Annotated in this window: 14 protein-coding genes; 3 read left to right on the forward strand and 11 right to left on the reverse strand. The window is 35.9% G+C overall.

The window, feature by feature from the left end; genetic code table 11:
* Window positions 1-137 precede the first annotated feature (137 nt).
* Complete coding sequence (locus FVB9532_RS17070) at window positions 138-776, reverse strand: DUF2652 domain-containing protein (RefSeq protein WP_150546400.1); 639 nt, start codon at window positions 774-776, stop codon at window positions 138-140.
* Window positions 777-1,023: 247 nt separating this feature from the next.
* Here FVB9532_RS17070 and FVB9532_RS17075 point away from each other — a divergent pair, with 247 nt between their 5' ends.
* Together FVB9532_RS17075 and FVB9532_RS17080 are read left to right on the forward strand one after the other, a co-directional pair.
* Window positions 1,024-1,581, forward strand: coding sequence for a Crp/Fnr family transcriptional regulator (locus FVB9532_RS17075; RefSeq protein WP_150546401.1), 558 nt, complete (start codon window positions 1,024-1,026; stop codon window positions 1,579-1,581).
* Window positions 1,582-1,660: 79 nt separating this feature from the next.
* Entirely contained in the window at window positions 1,661-2,461 is an 801-nt protein-coding gene (locus tag FVB9532_RS17080; protein ID WP_150546402.1) for an SDR family oxidoreductase, read from the forward strand.
* A gap of 182 nt (window positions 2,462-2,643) precedes the next feature.
* Here FVB9532_RS17080 and FVB9532_RS17085 read toward each other — a convergent pair whose 3' ends face one another.
* The 6 genes from FVB9532_RS17085 to FVB9532_RS17110 all read right to left on the reverse strand — a co-directional run bounded on the left by FVB9532_RS17085 (window position 2,644) and on the right by FVB9532_RS17110 (window position 8,018).
* The gene (locus FVB9532_RS17085; RefSeq protein ID WP_150546403.1) at window positions 2,644-3,375 is read right to left on the reverse strand and encodes a helix-turn-helix domain-containing protein; all 732 of its coding nucleotides are present in this window, start codon (window positions 3,373-3,375) and stop codon (window positions 2,644-2,646) included.
* A 60-nt stretch (window positions 3,376-3,435) separates the two neighbouring features.
* Window positions 3,436-3,846, reverse strand: coding sequence for a PTH2-like family protein (locus FVB9532_RS17090; protein ID WP_150546404.1), 411 nt, complete (start codon window positions 3,844-3,846; stop codon window positions 3,436-3,438).
* 13 nt (window positions 3,847-3,859) lie between these two features.
* Complete coding sequence (locus tag FVB9532_RS17095) at window positions 3,860-4,714, reverse strand: bifunctional helix-turn-helix transcriptional regulator/GNAT family N-acetyltransferase (RefSeq protein WP_150546405.1); 855 nt, start codon at window positions 4,712-4,714, stop codon at window positions 3,860-3,862.
* Window positions 4,715-4,733: 19 nt separating this feature from the next.
* Complete coding sequence (locus FVB9532_RS17100) at window positions 4,734-6,068, reverse strand: tyrosine-type recombinase/integrase (protein WP_150546406.1); 1,335 nt, start codon at window positions 6,066-6,068, stop codon at window positions 4,734-4,736.
* A gap of 367 nt (window positions 6,069-6,435) precedes the next feature.
* Window positions 6,436-7,698, reverse strand: coding sequence for a type II toxin-antitoxin system HipA family toxin (locus FVB9532_RS17105; protein WP_150546407.1), 1,263 nt, complete (start codon window positions 7,696-7,698; stop codon window positions 6,436-6,438).
* Complete coding sequence (locus FVB9532_RS17110) at window positions 7,698-8,018, reverse strand: helix-turn-helix domain-containing protein (RefSeq protein ID WP_150546408.1); 321 nt, start codon at window positions 8,016-8,018, stop codon at window positions 7,698-7,700. The genes FVB9532_RS17105 and FVB9532_RS17110 overlap by 1 nt, the downstream gene beginning before the upstream one ends.
* Before the next feature lie 509 nt (window positions 8,019-8,527).
* On the opposite strand from FVB9532_RS17110, the gene FVB9532_RS17115 reads away from it, so the two are divergent.
* A complete protein-coding gene (locus FVB9532_RS17115; RefSeq protein WP_150546409.1) occupies window positions 8,528-10,258 on the forward strand; it encodes an APC family permease in 1,731 nt (576 codons plus the stop codon).
* Between the two features lie 577 nt (window positions 10,259-10,835).
* Here FVB9532_RS17115 and FVB9532_RS17120 read toward each other — a convergent pair.
* The 4 genes from FVB9532_RS17120 to FVB9532_RS17135 form a co-directional block, all read right to left on the reverse strand.
* The gene (locus tag FVB9532_RS17120; RefSeq protein WP_150546410.1) at window positions 10,836-12,098 is read right to left on the reverse strand and encodes a cation:proton antiporter; all 1,263 of its coding nucleotides are present in this window, start codon (window positions 12,096-12,098) and stop codon (window positions 10,836-10,838) included.
* Window positions 12,098-13,606, reverse strand: a complete 1,509-nt coding sequence (mqo, locus tag FVB9532_RS17125; protein ID WP_150546411.1) for a malate dehydrogenase (quinone) — start codon at window positions 13,604-13,606, stop codon at window positions 12,098-12,100. Before mqo ends, FVB9532_RS17120 begins: the two co-directional genes overlap by 1 nt.
* Before the next feature lie 122 nt (window positions 13,607-13,728).
* Window positions 13,729-14,280, reverse strand: a complete 552-nt coding sequence (locus FVB9532_RS17130) for an HdeD family acid-resistance protein (protein ID WP_150546412.1) — start codon at window positions 14,278-14,280, stop codon at window positions 13,729-13,731.
* A 26-nt stretch (window positions 14,281-14,306) separates the two neighbouring features.
* Window positions 14,307-15,626: a chloride channel protein gene (locus tag FVB9532_RS17135; RefSeq protein WP_150546413.1), complete on the reverse strand. Its 1,320-nt coding sequence runs from the start codon at window positions 15,624-15,626 to the stop codon at window positions 14,307-14,309.
* Window positions 15,627-15,711: the final 85 nt, after the last annotated feature.

A 15,711-nucleotide genomic window follows, 5' to 3' on the forward strand; every position in this document is an offset into this window, starting at 1 on the left:
GTTGAAAGAAAACTATGGAAATTTATTGACCTTAATTTTAAATGCTATTTTCAGGACAAATTATCTGTGTAAAAAATTGTGTTCGTAAGGTTCGACTATATATGTTGCTAAAAATCTATAATAGCTTTAAACTACTTTTATAATATTTTGGAATATTCGTGAGAATGAATATTATACTGCTCAAAATTGGATTCGTAATCAAAAAATGTGTACTCTAACTTAATTAAATCTCCGTATATTTCATAGAGTTGGCTACCAAAATAATAGCAAGGAGTTAGATGATTTTGATTACTAGCTTTTAAATAACTTTCTGTGAATAATAAATAAGAATTACTTTTAACAGAATTTTTAAGTAACCTATGCGCTTCTATCACAGTTTTACCATACAGTTTTGTGAATTTATTCAACTTGTAAGTGGCGATTCTCCCATAATGCACAATCATTTTAAGAGTGAGGTCAATTTGAATACCAGTATCATTTTTAAGTTGCTTTAGTTTATTGTTAAACTTGTCTAACATTATTTCAAATTGTTTTCTAATTTGAAGTGGGGTGATTGGATTTTTTGAATAAAAAAGCACCGCATCTCCTTCAATTTCTGAAATTTGAAAATTATATATATTATAATCAAGGATTGTTGATAATAATTCTCTGGTTATTTTTTTTCCGATTTCGAATTCGGTACTACTCACGAATTTTGTAAATCCGCTAATGTCTGGAATAAGCACGATGCCATCAAAAGCTTTTGAAGAATCATTATTTATTAAATTTGATGCCATTTTATTAAAGTTTATAAAATCAAATTTCTCTTTGTGACCAGTGAGTTATTGATAGATTTTGAAGAATTCAATTTCGATTAGTAGCAAAATTATAATGCTTAAGATTTTTTAACTTGTATCAAATCACTGTAGTGCATAGCTGTTGATTTTTTTAATATCACCGACATCTCGGAAAAAAAACGTTTAAGTCCACTACTTTTTACCAAATGGTAAATGATTTGAGATTGGTATTAATACTTTTGTATTAATGGAAGAATTTATAGAGTATATTTTACAGTTTGGAGACCTGAACTCTCGGCAAATAGACTTGATTAGAAGCAAAGCAAAGGTTGTAGAACTTCAGAAAGACGACTATTTTGCTGAAGCGGGAAAGGTGCTCAAGCAGGTGGGATTCATTATTGAAGGAGTGCTTCGTATTTGTTATTACAATAATAAAGGCGAAGAAATCACCAAGATTTTCATCGAGGAAAATCATTTACTGTACAATCTGAAAAATGTGCCTTCTACAGAATATATTCAAGCGGCTACAGATTGTAAGCTACTCGTATTTTCAAATAAAGACTGGGTTGAAATTTCTGACACCATCATCGCCTGGGATAGTATCATTCAAAAAATCACAACGAAAGCACTTTTTCAAAAACTAGAGCGCGTGAGTCCGCTAATCTCACAAGATGCAACGACACGCTATCTGGAATTTATGGAGAAATACCCAACGCTGGTCAATCGTATTCCATTATCCTATATTGCTTCCTATTTGGGCATCACCCAGCAATCCTTGAGCAGAATACGGAAGAATATTCGTTAAAATCGCTTTTTACCAAATGGTAAACAGGTTCCTCTTTTTATTGGGGAACTTTGCTGTATAATTTTTTAAAAATAAAAAAATGAACAAGACAATTTTTATTACAGGAGCATCATCAGGACTAGGAAAAGCAAGCGCAAAACTTTTTGCTGCAAAAGGATGGACAGTCATTGCCACAATGCGCCAGCCGGAACAAGAAACCGAGCTTACCCAATTCTCTAATATTCATCTTTTGAAATTGGATATCAGTGACGTTAGTCAGACAGCAGAGATTGCATCAAAAGCAGAAGAAATTAGTCCAGTAGATGTGGTATTGAATAATGCCGGTTATGGCTTGATGGGGCCTTTTGAAGGGACAACTGACGAACAAATAGCGCAGCAAATCAACACCAATTTTTTAGGAACCGTATTGGTAACCAAATCGTTTCTTCCGTATTTTAGAGCACGGAAAAAAGGGAATATTATTACGGTAACTTCTTCAACCGCCAATATACCATATCCTTTTGTAGCGGTGTATGCAGCCACCAAAGCTGCTTTAGAAACGTGGACAGAAGGATTGAGCTATGAGTTAAACAACTTTGGGATTGCTATAAAGACCATTGTTCCGGCTTATATGCAAACCAGTTTTGGAAGTAAGGCGCAACTGGTTTCACATCCCGATTATCAGGAACTTTTCGGTGATTATATGAAAGCTATGAAGGCAGATGCTTCCGCTAAACGTGATACGCCGGAAAGCATTGCCGAAGTCATTTACGACGTAACTCTAAATAATGATACCCAGTTACATTATACTGCCGGTGAACTTTCAGCAACAGAATACAAGTGGCTTAGAAAAGACGGAATAGAAGAAGTGATGGATAAAATGAATAAGCGCTTTTTTTAAAAGAGGCTTAAATTAATTTAACGGATATAAAATGTTGGTTCATTATCATTACAGTGATAACTAACAAAACTATTATTAAAAAACCTCAGAACTAACATATACTGTTGAGTCTGGGGTTTTTTACTTTAGATCGAATCTATAAGGGAGGCAGGATTCCTATGGATTAGCTATTTGAGGGTCAGCTAATATACCTCGATTAAATCGCTATTGTGTTTTAAGGCTTTTGGTGGCATTCCAAACATCTCGTACATATATTTATTTAATTGTGGAAGGTCATAAAAGCCGGTATCGTATGCAATGTCTGTGAGGCTTCTGTCTTTATCTGAAAGAGTGAGATAAATGGCCTGCCGTAAGCGGGTCCACAATAAATATTTTGAGAGACTACTACCAGTTTGTTGCTTAAAAAGTGATGCTAGACGGGACGGAGAAAGAAAAACGATATCGGCAAATGTTTGTGGCGTGATATCAGACTGAAAATAATTGGCTTTGATGTAATCCACAATTTTTGTAATCCTGTCATCATAATCGGTTAAGGGTAATTTGGCGATTAAGGCATCGATTATCTTGTAGATGTCTAAACTATCCTTTTTAGTTCCAAAGAAATTATTTGTTTCTGACGGCGAGTCAAAAACTATATTATCATCTTCTTTAAATCTGCTTGATAATTCTAAGCCAATGGTGGAATAAGGTTCTATATTTAAAACATTTAATGTTCCCTTTTCTGCAACACAAAAGTGGCGAACGTGGGGTTTTATCAGAAAACCGTGAATACGTTCGTATAATGTTCCATCAATAGTAGAATTAAAAGGAGTATCATTGGATAAGACAATTTGATACGCTGAATGATGATGAATTTCAACGGTCAGGTTACGGGCTTTCAATGCTAGAATAAATGGGTTATTCGACTGTTTCATAACTAAATTTAAGTTTGTTTCATATCAACTTATTATAAAATGTGATAAAATAATAAATGGTTAGGAATGGAATTTCAGTTTGTCAATGGCTTTATCGACTTTTTTATTCTCCCCATATATAATAATACCAACTAAATCCAATTCAGCATCGGTATGCTTGGCAACCTCTTTTAAATTACCTTCCTCATTTTTAGTTGAGAAGAGTTCTTTAGTAAAAACACCTATATGCAACTCTCTTTCCTGTGACCTATTAAAAGTTCTTTTCATTTGCTCAGTTGTTTCAGCTGCATAGACAAGTATTGGATGTTTTAAAAAGGGTAGGTAAGGTGTACCTGATGCACTAAGGAGCGCTGCACCGTGTGTTTCAGGAAATGCTATTGCTACTGAACTTGACAGAAAAGCGGTGACATTTAATTTCTGCCAATAAGCCAGATCGTTTAATACGACTATGGCGATCTTATTTTTATACATATTATATTATTTTTTATTTATTCTTTGTGCTAATATTGCAAGCCATCTGAATGTTGCATCTTTCATAAGGGGTGGGATGTCCTGTAATTTTTTTAAACCCCAGTTTTTGATAAAGGTTAATAGCTGGTTTCAATATCGTGTTACTCTCAAGGTATATATTTTTTCCTCCTTGCATCCTTGCCCAATCTAGCGCTGCTTGGCCAAGTAACCAGCCTATATTCTTACCTTGAGCAAGTGGTGAAACAGCCATTTTAGCAAGTTCAAATTCATATTTGCTATCATACATTTTAATCATTGCACACACACCAACTGGTTTATTTTGGTATAGTGCCACCAAAATAGCCCCGCCTTTTTTTAAAATATAACCTTCCGGATCGCTTAAGGATTTATAGTCTGTTTCTTCCATCTTAAAATATGAAGAAATCCATTCTTCATTCAGTGATTTAAATGCTGCTGCATATTTTGACTTATATTTAACAATTTTCACATTTTTACTTTCCCTAAGTTTTTTTTCTTCGGTCACTCTCCGTAGTAAAGATTTTTGTTCGAGTAGAAATTCCCACTCTTCTATAGCCTTCCATAAATTATACGTTGCCTGCGATTCAATAGCTCCAATTGCGCTTTCTAAATCAATATACTGATCTTGAATTTTTTGGTTATAACTCGTTCCTTTTTTAGACAGACGCACCAAATTTCGTCTTCTATCGGCAGGGTCTTTTTTATTCAGAACAAGCTTCGCTTTGATCATTTCACTTACTATGTTACTTACTGAAGGGTGAGAATGTCCAATTTCAACTGCTAGTTCCGTAATGGATTTTCCTTGACCTTGGGACAACGCATAGAAAATCGGAAACCATTTTGGTTGCATTTTTATACCATAAATTTATTTAAAAATTGATTACACTATCCAAAGCATCATCTGCATCTTTATGAATAAAGTTGGCTTGATAATTTAGTGTGGTTTTTAGGTCACTGTGGCGATATAATTTTTGTAGCATTAAAGGATGTATTCTATCACCAGCAATATTCCCAAAACTATGCCGGGCAATGTGGTTTGATAAGTTCTTGTCAATACCACATTGATTAGCTATACGCTTCAGGTATTTATTAAATAGTTTTGTCGCATTTCTTGTCTTTCTAAAAATATCTTCATCATTGTTAGAATTGGTATCTTTTAAGAAAGGAAAGACATATCCATTATTTTCTGCTTTGTTCTTTTTGTAATAATTTAAAATGGTATTGGCTTTATCTGGTATTTTAAGACTTAAAGGCTTTTCATTTTTATTCATAACATAGTAAAGCCTATCATCATTAAAATCTGACCATTTTAATTTTATCACATCAGAGATGCGTATTCCGGCAAAATAAAAAGCAATTAACCATACATTGTGTGTATGCCAGATTGATGATTGAGGTTCAAATTCCAACGATTCTATTTTTTCAATTTCCTTAATCGTAAGACCGATTTTGTTGCCAGAACCAATTCGTATCTTTTCTTTTTCTCCTGCAAACGGATAAAATTTAGAAGCAACAATTCCCTTTTTTATACCAATATTGAAAAGGGTTCTTATGAAAATTAATTGATTAGTAATTGTGCGAGTTTTCTGATTTAGATAAACTGAACAGAAAGTTTTATATTTTTCTATAAGCGATTGATCTATATCCCGGAATTTTAAAGTTTTATTTTTCTTAAAATGATTAATGCCGTCCATAAAAGAATATTCGCCTTTACGAGACTTGCTAACCCTGTCCTTTCTTCTTTGTTGTATATCTTCAATCACTTTCTTTTTGGGTAATGCGGATTTAAGCGTTAAAAACTCTTCAATGTTATATAATATAGAAAGCTCAGATTTGGCTACTGAGAAAGTTCCACGGTCATATTTACTTTTAACTCGTTCTGATGCAACTGAAAAAAAAGATTTAGAGCCTCCAGGTCCTTTCAATTTTTGTTTAGCCTGTTGGGGTGTAATATTATCATCTTTAGAATCAAAATATAGATCATTGGCTTCTGTCAACTTCTTCATCAAAAAGTTGTTTAGCTTTTTATGATTTGGATGGGTTCTTTTAGCTTTCCCAGCAGCACTGTCCCAATCCTTTTCAAGGAGGTACTGCCCCAAAAACTTATAATTTGTTTTATAATTTTCGCTTATTCTTAGTGCTAGTGGAGCAGTACCGTCTTTTCTTTGTTTATTTCTTCGTCGAACAATTTTGATGCTTGCCATAATTACTGCTTTAGAGATGATACAAAGATATAATAATATTAAAAAAGGGGTACAGAATAGGTACAGAATAATTTAATTTTAAATAGTTTTAATTTATTTTTTAAATTATTAATTATCTTAAAAACAATTGATTATAAAGGCTTTTGTGTTGTTTTGATGGTGATGAGTGTCAAGCTCATAACCCGAAGGTCACTGGTTCGAGTCCAGTTCCCGCTACTAGCAATGACAAGGCTTCACAGAAATGTGAAGCCTTTTTTTATATCCCTTAGTACAGAATAAGTACAGAATCATCACATTTTCAATTTGACATTTCCCTTGATTTCAAATGATATTATTTTGTAGCAAGAAATAGTATGGATGAACTATTTTAATACTTAAATGCATTTTTCATTAATTCCATTTCGTTTCTTGGAATACCTAGATCCGTCGCTATTTGTTCCCATTGGGCTACATTCTGACCAATTGTATTGATAATAGCATCGGCCTCTTTTTCTTTTAACCGAAAATATGGAGCTACTTCTCGTACAAGATCAAAATCCAACGCATTATCGGTTTCTGAAATATTAAGTTTTAAACCGTTACCGTTCGGTGTTGGATTGATATCATAAGCTGGCGAAAGTATCCAACCCGAATCCCTCAAAAGGAATCCGTGATTGCGAAGATGATCGTCGGTATTTGATATGGCTATATTAAAAACAATGCGCCTCCATAATTTTTTGAGATCGTTATTAACGTCAGTTCCATTCTGCATCAAAAATTCCACAAGCTCCAAATAACTAACCCCATCTTGATAGTCCGTTCCATCACTATATCCTAATAAGGTCATTGCAGAGGCAAAGTGCGTTCGGGTGCCATTGTTGTTACGATCAAATCGTTGTGTTAGAAATGTATGTTGATGATGCGAAAATTTTTCTACCCTTGACGGTGCCATTTCAATACCAGATTGAATGGCAAGCCGATAGGCAAGCATTTCCCAAGCGCCCATATCCTGACGATCATTTTGACTTGGGAATTTAGCAATCCATAAACTTCCTTCGGTATCCCGAATGTTTGCCTTGGGTCTTGCACCTCCCAAAGAAGATCCTGGTGCCATTAGCATATTAAGCCATTTTAGGTATTCCGGATTTTCTGAGGCATCTTCTTTTTCTAGTTGTAAGCTGGCAAATTCAAGATCCCGAAGTGCAGCAAGAGGTGGTGCGGCCATCGCTTCATCATCATCTAAAAATGCACCATCGGACGTTGTTTTAAAACGAAGTCCTCCCATTCTGTTATTATCATAAACTCCGAGTAGGTAATCCGATTCCATTAAAGTGTTAGGCCGGCGTTCTTCTTTCCTAGCTTTAGCAGCCTCTTTACGCATCATTAGAACTCGACCCCATCGATCAGGTGAGGAATCCAAGAAAATACCGAAATTGGATTTCTCATCAGTCAGGTACTGGGCTCCTTCGAATAATTGTAAATCTGGATCTATGATCTGGGCATAATGCGATTGTAACCATTCTTTAGCATATTCAAAGGAAAATATTTCTTTTCCTCTAGATGGCGTAGCATATAAACTCCCCATTAAGAATGGATCTTCAATTCCATCCCAATGCGCATATACCAATATTTCTTTTCGTTCCTTTGTCATTATTTCTTGGTATTTTTTGGACCACGTTCTTTAACGGTTAGATCGGCATCCTGTATTTTTCTACCCAATGTATCATCTTTGGCCAAAAGCAATATATCCTTCTCCAATCCTAATACTAATAAAACCTGGAGAATAATACCTAAAGAAACTGAAGGACTTCCTTTTTCTAGGGAAGAAAGTGTAGGTCGGGAAATCCCTGCCCGCTCTGAAACCTGATCCATCGTTAGTTTCCTGCGTAAGCGTGCCAACTTGATATTTTCTCCCACTGCTTGTAAAAGCTTCTGGTTTTTAGGTAGTAGTATAAGGCTGTTTCTAGGCATAACGTTAAATATTTTTTACAAATATATCTAAAAAAGTAAATAGTATTTTACGTTATTGAAACAAATAATATAGGGGGCTTAATTTTGTCCCAAAAAAAGTATTTTTTTAGGACAATTGAATTTGTTACATATATTTTCCACTATAGAGTATAATTAGCCATTAAAGCATTATTCTTTTATTGAGTTCACTCAGCATATTCCCCTTCATTCCTCGAAAAGCTACATTCCGGGCGGCAGCGCTTCCCTAAAAAGTCTTGGACACCACCCCCCAATTTCTCCTTTTCATTTCGTTAACCCTCCCGATACTCTGGAAAGGATCACTGCATTCCCAATCCGAAATCGTGAACGGAGTCCGCTCCATCGGAATTCCATTTAATCATTTAAAGCCCTTTTCAACATTTGAAAACTCATTCGGTTTCAAAATTCAATAGTTGAAGAATTACGTACTGCTACCTAAGTAGCATTAGTCAAAACAAATTAGCTTTATTTTTGATTCATAAAATTTCAGAATGTCTAAAAAACTTAACCAACTTGAAGCTACTGCCATTTGTGGAAATGATATCAGCTCGTCTTGTCTTTATGTTTCAGCGCTTGCTATAGTCTATGCTGGGCAGTATGCCTGGGTATCCTTATTAATAGTGGCTGTTGTGCTTTTCTTTTTTAGACGGATTTATGGTGAAGTGGTAGGTGCACTGCCGTTAAATGGCGGAGCTTATAATGCCCTGCTCAACACGACTAAAAAATCTACGGCATCGCTTGCAGCATCGCTAACAGTACTTTCTTATATGGCCACTGCTGTAATTTCAGCCAGTGAGGCGGTAAAATATGCTTATAGTATATGGAACGTTATCCCCATAATACCTACTACTATTGGGTTATTGTTGCTTTTTATGGGGCTGGTAATCATTGGTATTGGTGAATCTTCAAAAGTGGCTATTGGTATTTTTATTTTTCATTTGATATCTCTTACCTTATTATGTGGTTTTTGCTTGTTCTTTTTGTTTGAAAACGGATTTGAAACCTTACTTGCAAATTTTAGCAAACCTGTAAAAGGAGGGATTATTGCAGCTTTATTTTTGGGTTTTTCCGCAGCAATGTTGGGAATAAGTGGTTTTGAAAGCTCGGCTAATTATGTAGAAGAACAGCAAAAAGGAGTGTTTCCGAAAACACTTCGTAATATGTGGATTGTGGTTACGGTCTTTAATCCGTTGATTGCGTTTTTAGCATTGGCGCTTATTCCAATGGATACCGTGGTGGCCAATCAAGATTCATTACTTTCTCTAATGGGTAAGACGGCCTCTGGAAGATGGCTTGCCTACATTATAGGAATAGATGCAGCATTGGTCTTGAGTGGGGCGGTGCTTACCTCTTTTGTAGGAGTAAGTGGTCTTATGCAGCGTATGGCACTGGACAGGATATTGCCAAAACTATTGCTTAAAAAGAACAAGAAAGGTAGCGCTTATTTTATCCCATTAATGTTCTTTCTCTTATGCACTTCAATTTTGCTAATAACGCAAGGTAACCTCGCAAAACTGGCGGGAGTGTATACCATTGCATTTCTTTCTGTAATGTGCTTGTTTGGAATAGGGAATATCTTATTGAAAGTAAATCGAAAGCGTTTACCTCGCCCCGAACGTGCAAGCTGGTTAGTTCTTTTTATAGCGATAGTAGCTGTAGGGTCAGCTATTATAGGCAATATTTATCTGAACCCCGCGTATCTAGCGATTTTTATAGAATATCTTATTCCCACATTGGCTGTTATTTTCTTTATGTTATATAGAGTTAGGATTTATAAGGCCTTTTTACAAGTTTTGGAATATGCATTTCCAGATAAAGGGAAGTTGTTTCACAAGTTAAGGAGCATAACAACTAAGGCTCTTAATGAAGTAAATAGCCAGCAGTTTGTCTATTTTACCAATCACGATAATGTAGCAAAACTTAACAAGATAATGCAATACGTTAAGCACAACGAATCTACTCGGCGTATTAAAATTATAACGGTGCTAGATACTGGTGAAATTGTTCCCGAAAATTTAAAAAATGATGTAAAAGTACTGGATCGTGCGTATCCTGAAATAGCTATAGAATTTTTAGAAGAGCCTGGTGTTTTTGGTCCTGAAAAAATTTACGAATTATCAAAAAGATGGGGAATACCCACTAACTTTATGTTTATAGGTTCTCCTGGAGATTCATTCCCTTATAAAATTGAGGAATTGGGTGAGGTACGCTTGATTATTTAAAATATCCCGATAGAAGAATAAATGAAACTTACTATGTTTCCTGCTCTTAAAAGCTGTAACTATCTGCTTTATTTAATTGAAGTAGTAGTTTCACTTTAATCCACCTTGAAAATTAATATCATAGTGGTAAAATGCTCTTTTTTCCATTTACTATCATGAAGGCAAAATGTTGCTGTTGTGATTATTACTACCTGAAATACCACACTCATCACACTGTGTTTTGTGATCCATCAGACTAATGCCAGTCACAAGCGGAACGATAGCCCTAACAATAGGAGTAAACCGAGAATAAAATAATGAATTTATACCATAGAGATATGATATTTCTAGGCTTTGTCATCTTTATAAGTCACATTGCCTAAAACGCTACCAGAAACGACCATTAAGCCGGCATCAAACCGGCAATGGAAAAATTTATCGAACCAGCAGCGGCAAGAATTTCAATAAGAAACAGTAATCCGTCTCCTGGCAACAGAGGAGCTATATAGACTATGGTATAAAAACAGATACGCCCCAATGAGGATAGGAAGTAGATAGATGACTAAGCCAGTCGTCTAGGTTTGCGAAAAATCTGTTATCATTTGGGTTTAACTTTCATAGGTTTCTGAAAATGAGTTATTACTCTTTCAAGGGATAAGCCCTGTATAATGATAGAAAAAACCACCACGATATAGGTAATGGGAACAATAATATCCCAAGCACTTGTTTTAGAAAGGGATAGTGCCATTGCAATGGAAATACCACCACGCAATCCACCCCAAGTCATAATCATTGAAGTTTTAGATCCAAATGAATTCCATTTTTTTAAAAAGTTAACCAATACTTTTACCGAAATATACCGGGCAATCAGTACAATTGGGATGGCTATTAAACCTGCAAAAATGAGTTGTTTGCTGAAGGTAATAAGCACAATTTCCATTCCTATAAGCACAAACAAAATGGCGTTGGAGAGAATATCTATCAATTCCCAAAACTTATACACATATTCTTGGGTTTCAGCTTGCTTTTTAGATGAAGTATAAGTCTTGTTGCCAAGGAAAAGTCCGGATACCACCATAGCCAAGGGGCCGGAAAGTCCAAGTTTTCCTGCAAGGGCATAACCTCCCATTACCATTCCCAGTGTAATTAGTACTTCTACTTCATACGAGTTAATTTTTAAAATAGCCCTGTGGGTAATTCTACCTAATACGATTCCAAATAAAATACCTCCCAAGACTTCCAAAAAAACCAGTTTTACAATTTCTGTAGTTTCGATAGCTTCGAAACTACCTGCTGAAGCAATTTTTAGTAGGATAATGAAAAGTACCACACCTATTCCATCGTTGAATAGACTTTCTCCTACAATGTTTATCTCTAAAGTTTTATGGATCCCTGCTTTTTTTAAGATACCCATTACGGCCACAGGATCTGTAGGCGAGATGAGAGCTCCAAATAGGAAACAATAAATTAAGGGTAAGCTTACTCCAAACAACGACAAGCTATAAAAAAGTGTAATCCCAATAAATGCTGTGGAAAGCAATACTCCTAATGTGGTAAAGGCAATAACATTCCATTTTTGAGATTTCAGTGCATTGAAATCTACATGTAAAGCTCCCGCAAATAACATAAAGCTAAGAATACCATTTAATAAAAGTTTCTGAAAATCGATAGTGCTTACCAGGCTCTTTTCATAACCAATATACGATGGATACCAAGAAGAAACAACAATTAGGCAGAGCGAAAACAATATAGATATGATCATAATACCAATACTGTTCTGCAATTTTAAAAACCGATAGTTAATATATGCAAACGCAGATACCAGCACCATTAACAGTGCACCTATGTTGAATGTATCCATTATTTTTTTGCAGTTGTTAAGTTCAAGGTGCTTTCTGAATTTTTCAATTGCTCATCAAAAAAGGCTTCGGTAACATCATTATTCCAAAATGGTAACATTTCATTGAGGGTTTTTTTTCCATTTTCAGAAAGTACTATTTCAGGAAATGCTTTTTCCAAAACCTCCATCATTATTTTTACCGCAGTAGATGCACCTGGTGATGCGCCCAATAGACAGGTAATACTGCCATCTTCACTACTTACCACCTCGGTGCCGAATTCTAATTTACCACCTTCAAATTCATCTTTTTTTATGGTCTGTACCCGTTGTCCAGCTACTAAAATTTCCCAGTCTTCATCCTTGGCATCTTTTACAAAGGTGCGCAATGCATTCATCCTGTCCTCAAAGTTCATCGAGAGTTGTTTTACTAAATACTCAGTTAGAGGTAGATTGTGCCAAAAGACCCCCCACATAGAATGAAGATTTTTAAACTTGATGGATTTGAACAGGTCTAAGTTTGAACCTTCTTTTAAGAATTTTGGGCTGAAACCTGCAAAAGGACCAAAAAGTAATTCCCGTTTTCCATTTATATAGCGCGTATCTAAATGAGGAACAGACATAGGAGGATCACCTATCCCTGCTTTGCTATAAACCTTAGCATTATGCTCATTGATGATATTCTCATTTTTGCAAACCAACCACTCACCGCTAACCGGGAAACCACCGTAACCTGCTTTTTCCTTTATTTCCACTTTTTGCAATAATAGCAAACTCCCGCCGCCAGCTCCTATAAATACGTGTTTGGCATCAAAATGTTGGGTCTCGCGGGAATGTGTGTCTTTTATTTTTACCGTCCAATCTATAGTGTTATCTGGGTCAACATCCAGTACTTCTTTGTTGCAATAAACGGGGGTGTCAAATTGTTCTTCTAAAATTTGAAATAGTTGCTCGGTTAACACTCCGTAGTTCACTTCAGTTCCGCGTTCAATTCTAGAAGCAGCCATAATTTCATCATCAGCTCGATCGTGCATCATAAGCGGGAACCATTTTTTCATTTGAGCAATGTCCCTTGTAAATTCAATGGTGTCAAACATAAAATGTTGGCGCATTGACTTATACCGTTTTTCAAGGTACTCAGCATTTGTTTTACCCATTACCCAACTGTGGTGTGGTACATTGCAAATAAATCTTTCAGGATTTTTAATAAACCCTTTTTGGGTAAGGTAGCACCAAAATTGCTTTGACATCTCGAACTGGGTGCAGATGTCTATGGCTTTCTTTATAGTCACATTTCCATTGGCATCTTCAGGAGTATAATTGAGTTCGCAAAGAGCAGAATGACCTGTTCCGGCATTATTCCAAGTGGCAGAACTTTCCTGAGCCACCTTATCCAATCGTTCTACGATAAGAACTTTTAAATTGGGTTGTAATATTTTTGCAAGTAAAGCCAAGGTAGCGCTCATGATACCGCCACCTACACAGATTAAATCATAGTTTACTTCGGGTATTTTGTTTGTTTTTATTTTCATAGTTATTTTCGCTAAGGAACTTTAATAATACATCAATAGAATAGATGTATGTGCTACTGGGGTAGTATTTCTATTGATGGGTTGAGTACATTATGATCAAATAAGTAATGCTTATTTTTTTCTTATCGATTCTGTCGCTGCTGTAATCCTAAAATCAATCGATATATTCCGATAAAGATAAAGGCAAAAGCGGTCATATAAACGATCGATAATTCGCCTATCCCTGGTTTTGCAAGTATAACCAAGCCGATAACTGCTGAAAGCAAAGCAGTTATCAGTAATGCAGAATAAACAGCTTTCGGTCCATTTTTAAGTTCGTAATACATTGCGATTCCCAGAAAAGCCCTAAAGAGAAACCAAAATCCCAAGAATAGAGGTAAGATTTCCATTGTAAGGTTTTCATGAGCCATTAAAATACCTCCAATGGCAATATCTACAATACCACCCACTAAATAAAACCCCCATTGTTTTGAATGTTTGCTGGCGCTTATTGCATTGATAATTTCAAAAAAACCAGAAACAAACATCCAGATACTAAAGTAAATAGCAAGTGTGATAAAGGTTTCTATGGGGGTGAAACAAAACCAAAATCCGGTTCCTATAAAGAATATGCCTAGCAGTATGTTTAACCACCAGTATTTGTTGTGCATTTGTAATGTGAGTACTTTTTCCATTTTTTTAGAATTTAAATTAGTTTTTATTAGGATGGTGTATTATTCTCATTAGGGTTTTCTTCTTTTACTTCTTTGTCCAGCATCTTAATTTGGCGTCCTATTACAGTTGTTAAATGCGAGGCCTTTTTCAATGCGAGTATTTGTGTGGGGTAGATGCTTCGGTTTCCGGTAATAAAAAATGAAATGATACATGCAAGAGAAGCGTAGGGAGCAATGGCAGCGCCAAATAATTCAATGCCCATTATACAAGCTGCGATAGGAGCATTTGTGGTGCCACCTAAAACAGCAACCAATCCTATAGCGGCAAAGAGGGCAGGGTCGTTTCCTGTTAGTTGCCCAATTAAAGCGCCTAAAGTTGCACCCACAAAAAAAATGGGTGTTACCACGCCACCGCTACCGCCAAAGTTGAGCGTAACCGACGTAACAATAATTTTTAAAAAGAACAGGTACCATACTATTTTTACACCATTAAAAATGCCTGTTACGGTGCTGGTTCCAAGTCCAAGTGCTTCGGTTCCAAATAAGGAGCCTATTAAAATAATAATACTACCTCCTATGAGCCCTTTCAGTAAAAAATGTATTTTAATTTTGTTTGTTAATGCTTCCGTCCTATTCATAACCTCAATAAATAAGAAAGCACAAATACCAAAGGCAACACCCGCAAGGGCAACCTTCAGAATAAAAAATTCATTAATACCAGCTGTAAAATCAATGTGATAATCAGTGCGAGTAACCCCCATTAAATGGGTTATGTAAAAGGCTGTGATACCCGCAACAAAAGAGGGGAGTAGTACATCATATAATAATACACCCACGAACAATACCTCAATACCAAACACGGCTCCCGAAATAGGTGTGCCAAAAATAGCGGCAAAGCCGGCACTTATACCGCAAATCACCAATTTTTTACGGTCTTCATCATTAAATTTTAAAATATCTGCTAAAAGGGAAGAAAGTCCGCCACCCATTTGTGCACTCGGGCCTTCCTTACCCACAGAACCACCGGAAAAAAGGGTGAGCAATGTGGTGATGAGTTTTATAGGGATCACTGCAACCCTAATTCTACCGGCTCTTTTATGTATGGCTTCAATTACCTTTTCGGTACCGTGCCCTTCAGCATCTGGGGCGAGGTATTTTATAAGGACGATGTTTGTGATAAAGAACACTGGAGCTATCCAAAAGTACTTGCTGAAATTTTGTGAATAGGCCGTGCCCCAATCAAGAAGTTTAATAAAAAAAGACACCAAAAGTCCAGAACCCAACCCGATAATGGTCGCTAAAAAAAACCAACGAACCACATCGTAAAAAATAATCTTTTCTTCTTTTAAGTATTTAGGTTGGACCATTCGTTGAGTAGCTTTTTTTCATTAAGGTCTTTAGTTGCCTTACTTTTTCCATCCAAGCCAAGATAACGTACGAGTAAATCTGATA

The sequence above is a fragment of the Mesonia oceanica genome, from assembly GCF_902499555.1.
GTDB classification, from domain to species: Bacteria; Bacteroidota; Bacteroidia; order Flavobacteriales; family Flavobacteriaceae; genus Mesonia; species Mesonia oceanica.

Excerpts from the sequence above, each read along its gene's own strand:
- FVB9532_RS17080 (WP_150546402.1), top strand. The coding sequence starts at position 1,661 with ATGAACAAGACAATTTTTATTACAGGAGCATCATCAGGACTAGGAAAA.
- FVB9532_RS17135 (WP_150546413.1), bottom strand. The coding sequence starts at position 15,626 with ATGGTCCAACCTAAATACTTAAAAGAAGAAAAGATTATTTTTTACGAT.
- FVB9532_RS17075 (WP_150546401.1), top strand. The coding sequence starts at position 1,024 with ATGGAAGAATTTATAGAGTATATTTTACAGTTTGGAGACCTGAACTCT.
- FVB9532_RS17100 (WP_150546406.1), bottom strand. The coding sequence starts at position 6,068 with ATGGCAAGCATCAAAATTGTTCGACGAAGAAATAAACAAAGAAAAGAC.
- FVB9532_RS17115 (WP_150546409.1), top strand. The coding sequence starts at position 8,528 with ATGTCTAAAAAACTTAACCAACTTGAAGCTACTGCCATTTGTGGAAAT.
- FVB9532_RS17105 (WP_150546407.1), bottom strand. The coding sequence starts at position 7,698 with ATGACAAAGGAACGAAAAGAAATATTGGTATATGCGCATTGGGATGGA.
- FVB9532_RS17095 (WP_150546405.1), bottom strand. The coding sequence starts at position 4,714 with ATGCAACCAAAATGGTTTCCGATTTTCTATGCGTTGTCCCAAGGTCAA.
- FVB9532_RS17110 (WP_150546408.1), bottom strand. The coding sequence starts at position 8,018 with ATGCCTAGAAACAGCCTTATACTACTACCTAAAAACCAGAAGCTTTTA.
- FVB9532_RS17070 (WP_150546400.1), bottom strand. The coding sequence starts at position 776 with ATGGCATCAAATTTAATAAATAATGATTCTTCAAAAGCTTTTGATGGC.
- FVB9532_RS17130 (WP_150546412.1), bottom strand. The coding sequence starts at position 14,280 with ATGGAAAAAGTACTCACATTACAAATGCACAACAAATACTGGTGGTTA.
- FVB9532_RS17090 (WP_150546404.1), bottom strand. The coding sequence starts at position 3,846 with ATGTATAAAAATAAGATCGCCATAGTCGTATTAAACGATCTGGCTTAT.
- FVB9532_RS17120 (WP_150546410.1), bottom strand. The coding sequence starts at position 12,098 with ATGGATACATTCAACATAGGTGCACTGTTAATGGTGCTGGTATCTGCG.
- mqo (WP_150546411.1), bottom strand. The coding sequence starts at position 13,606 with ATGAAAATAAAAACAAACAAAATACCCGAAGTAAACTATGATTTAATC.
- FVB9532_RS17085 (WP_150546403.1), bottom strand. The coding sequence starts at position 3,375 with ATGAAACAGTCGAATAACCCATTTATTCTAGCATTGAAAGCCCGTAAC.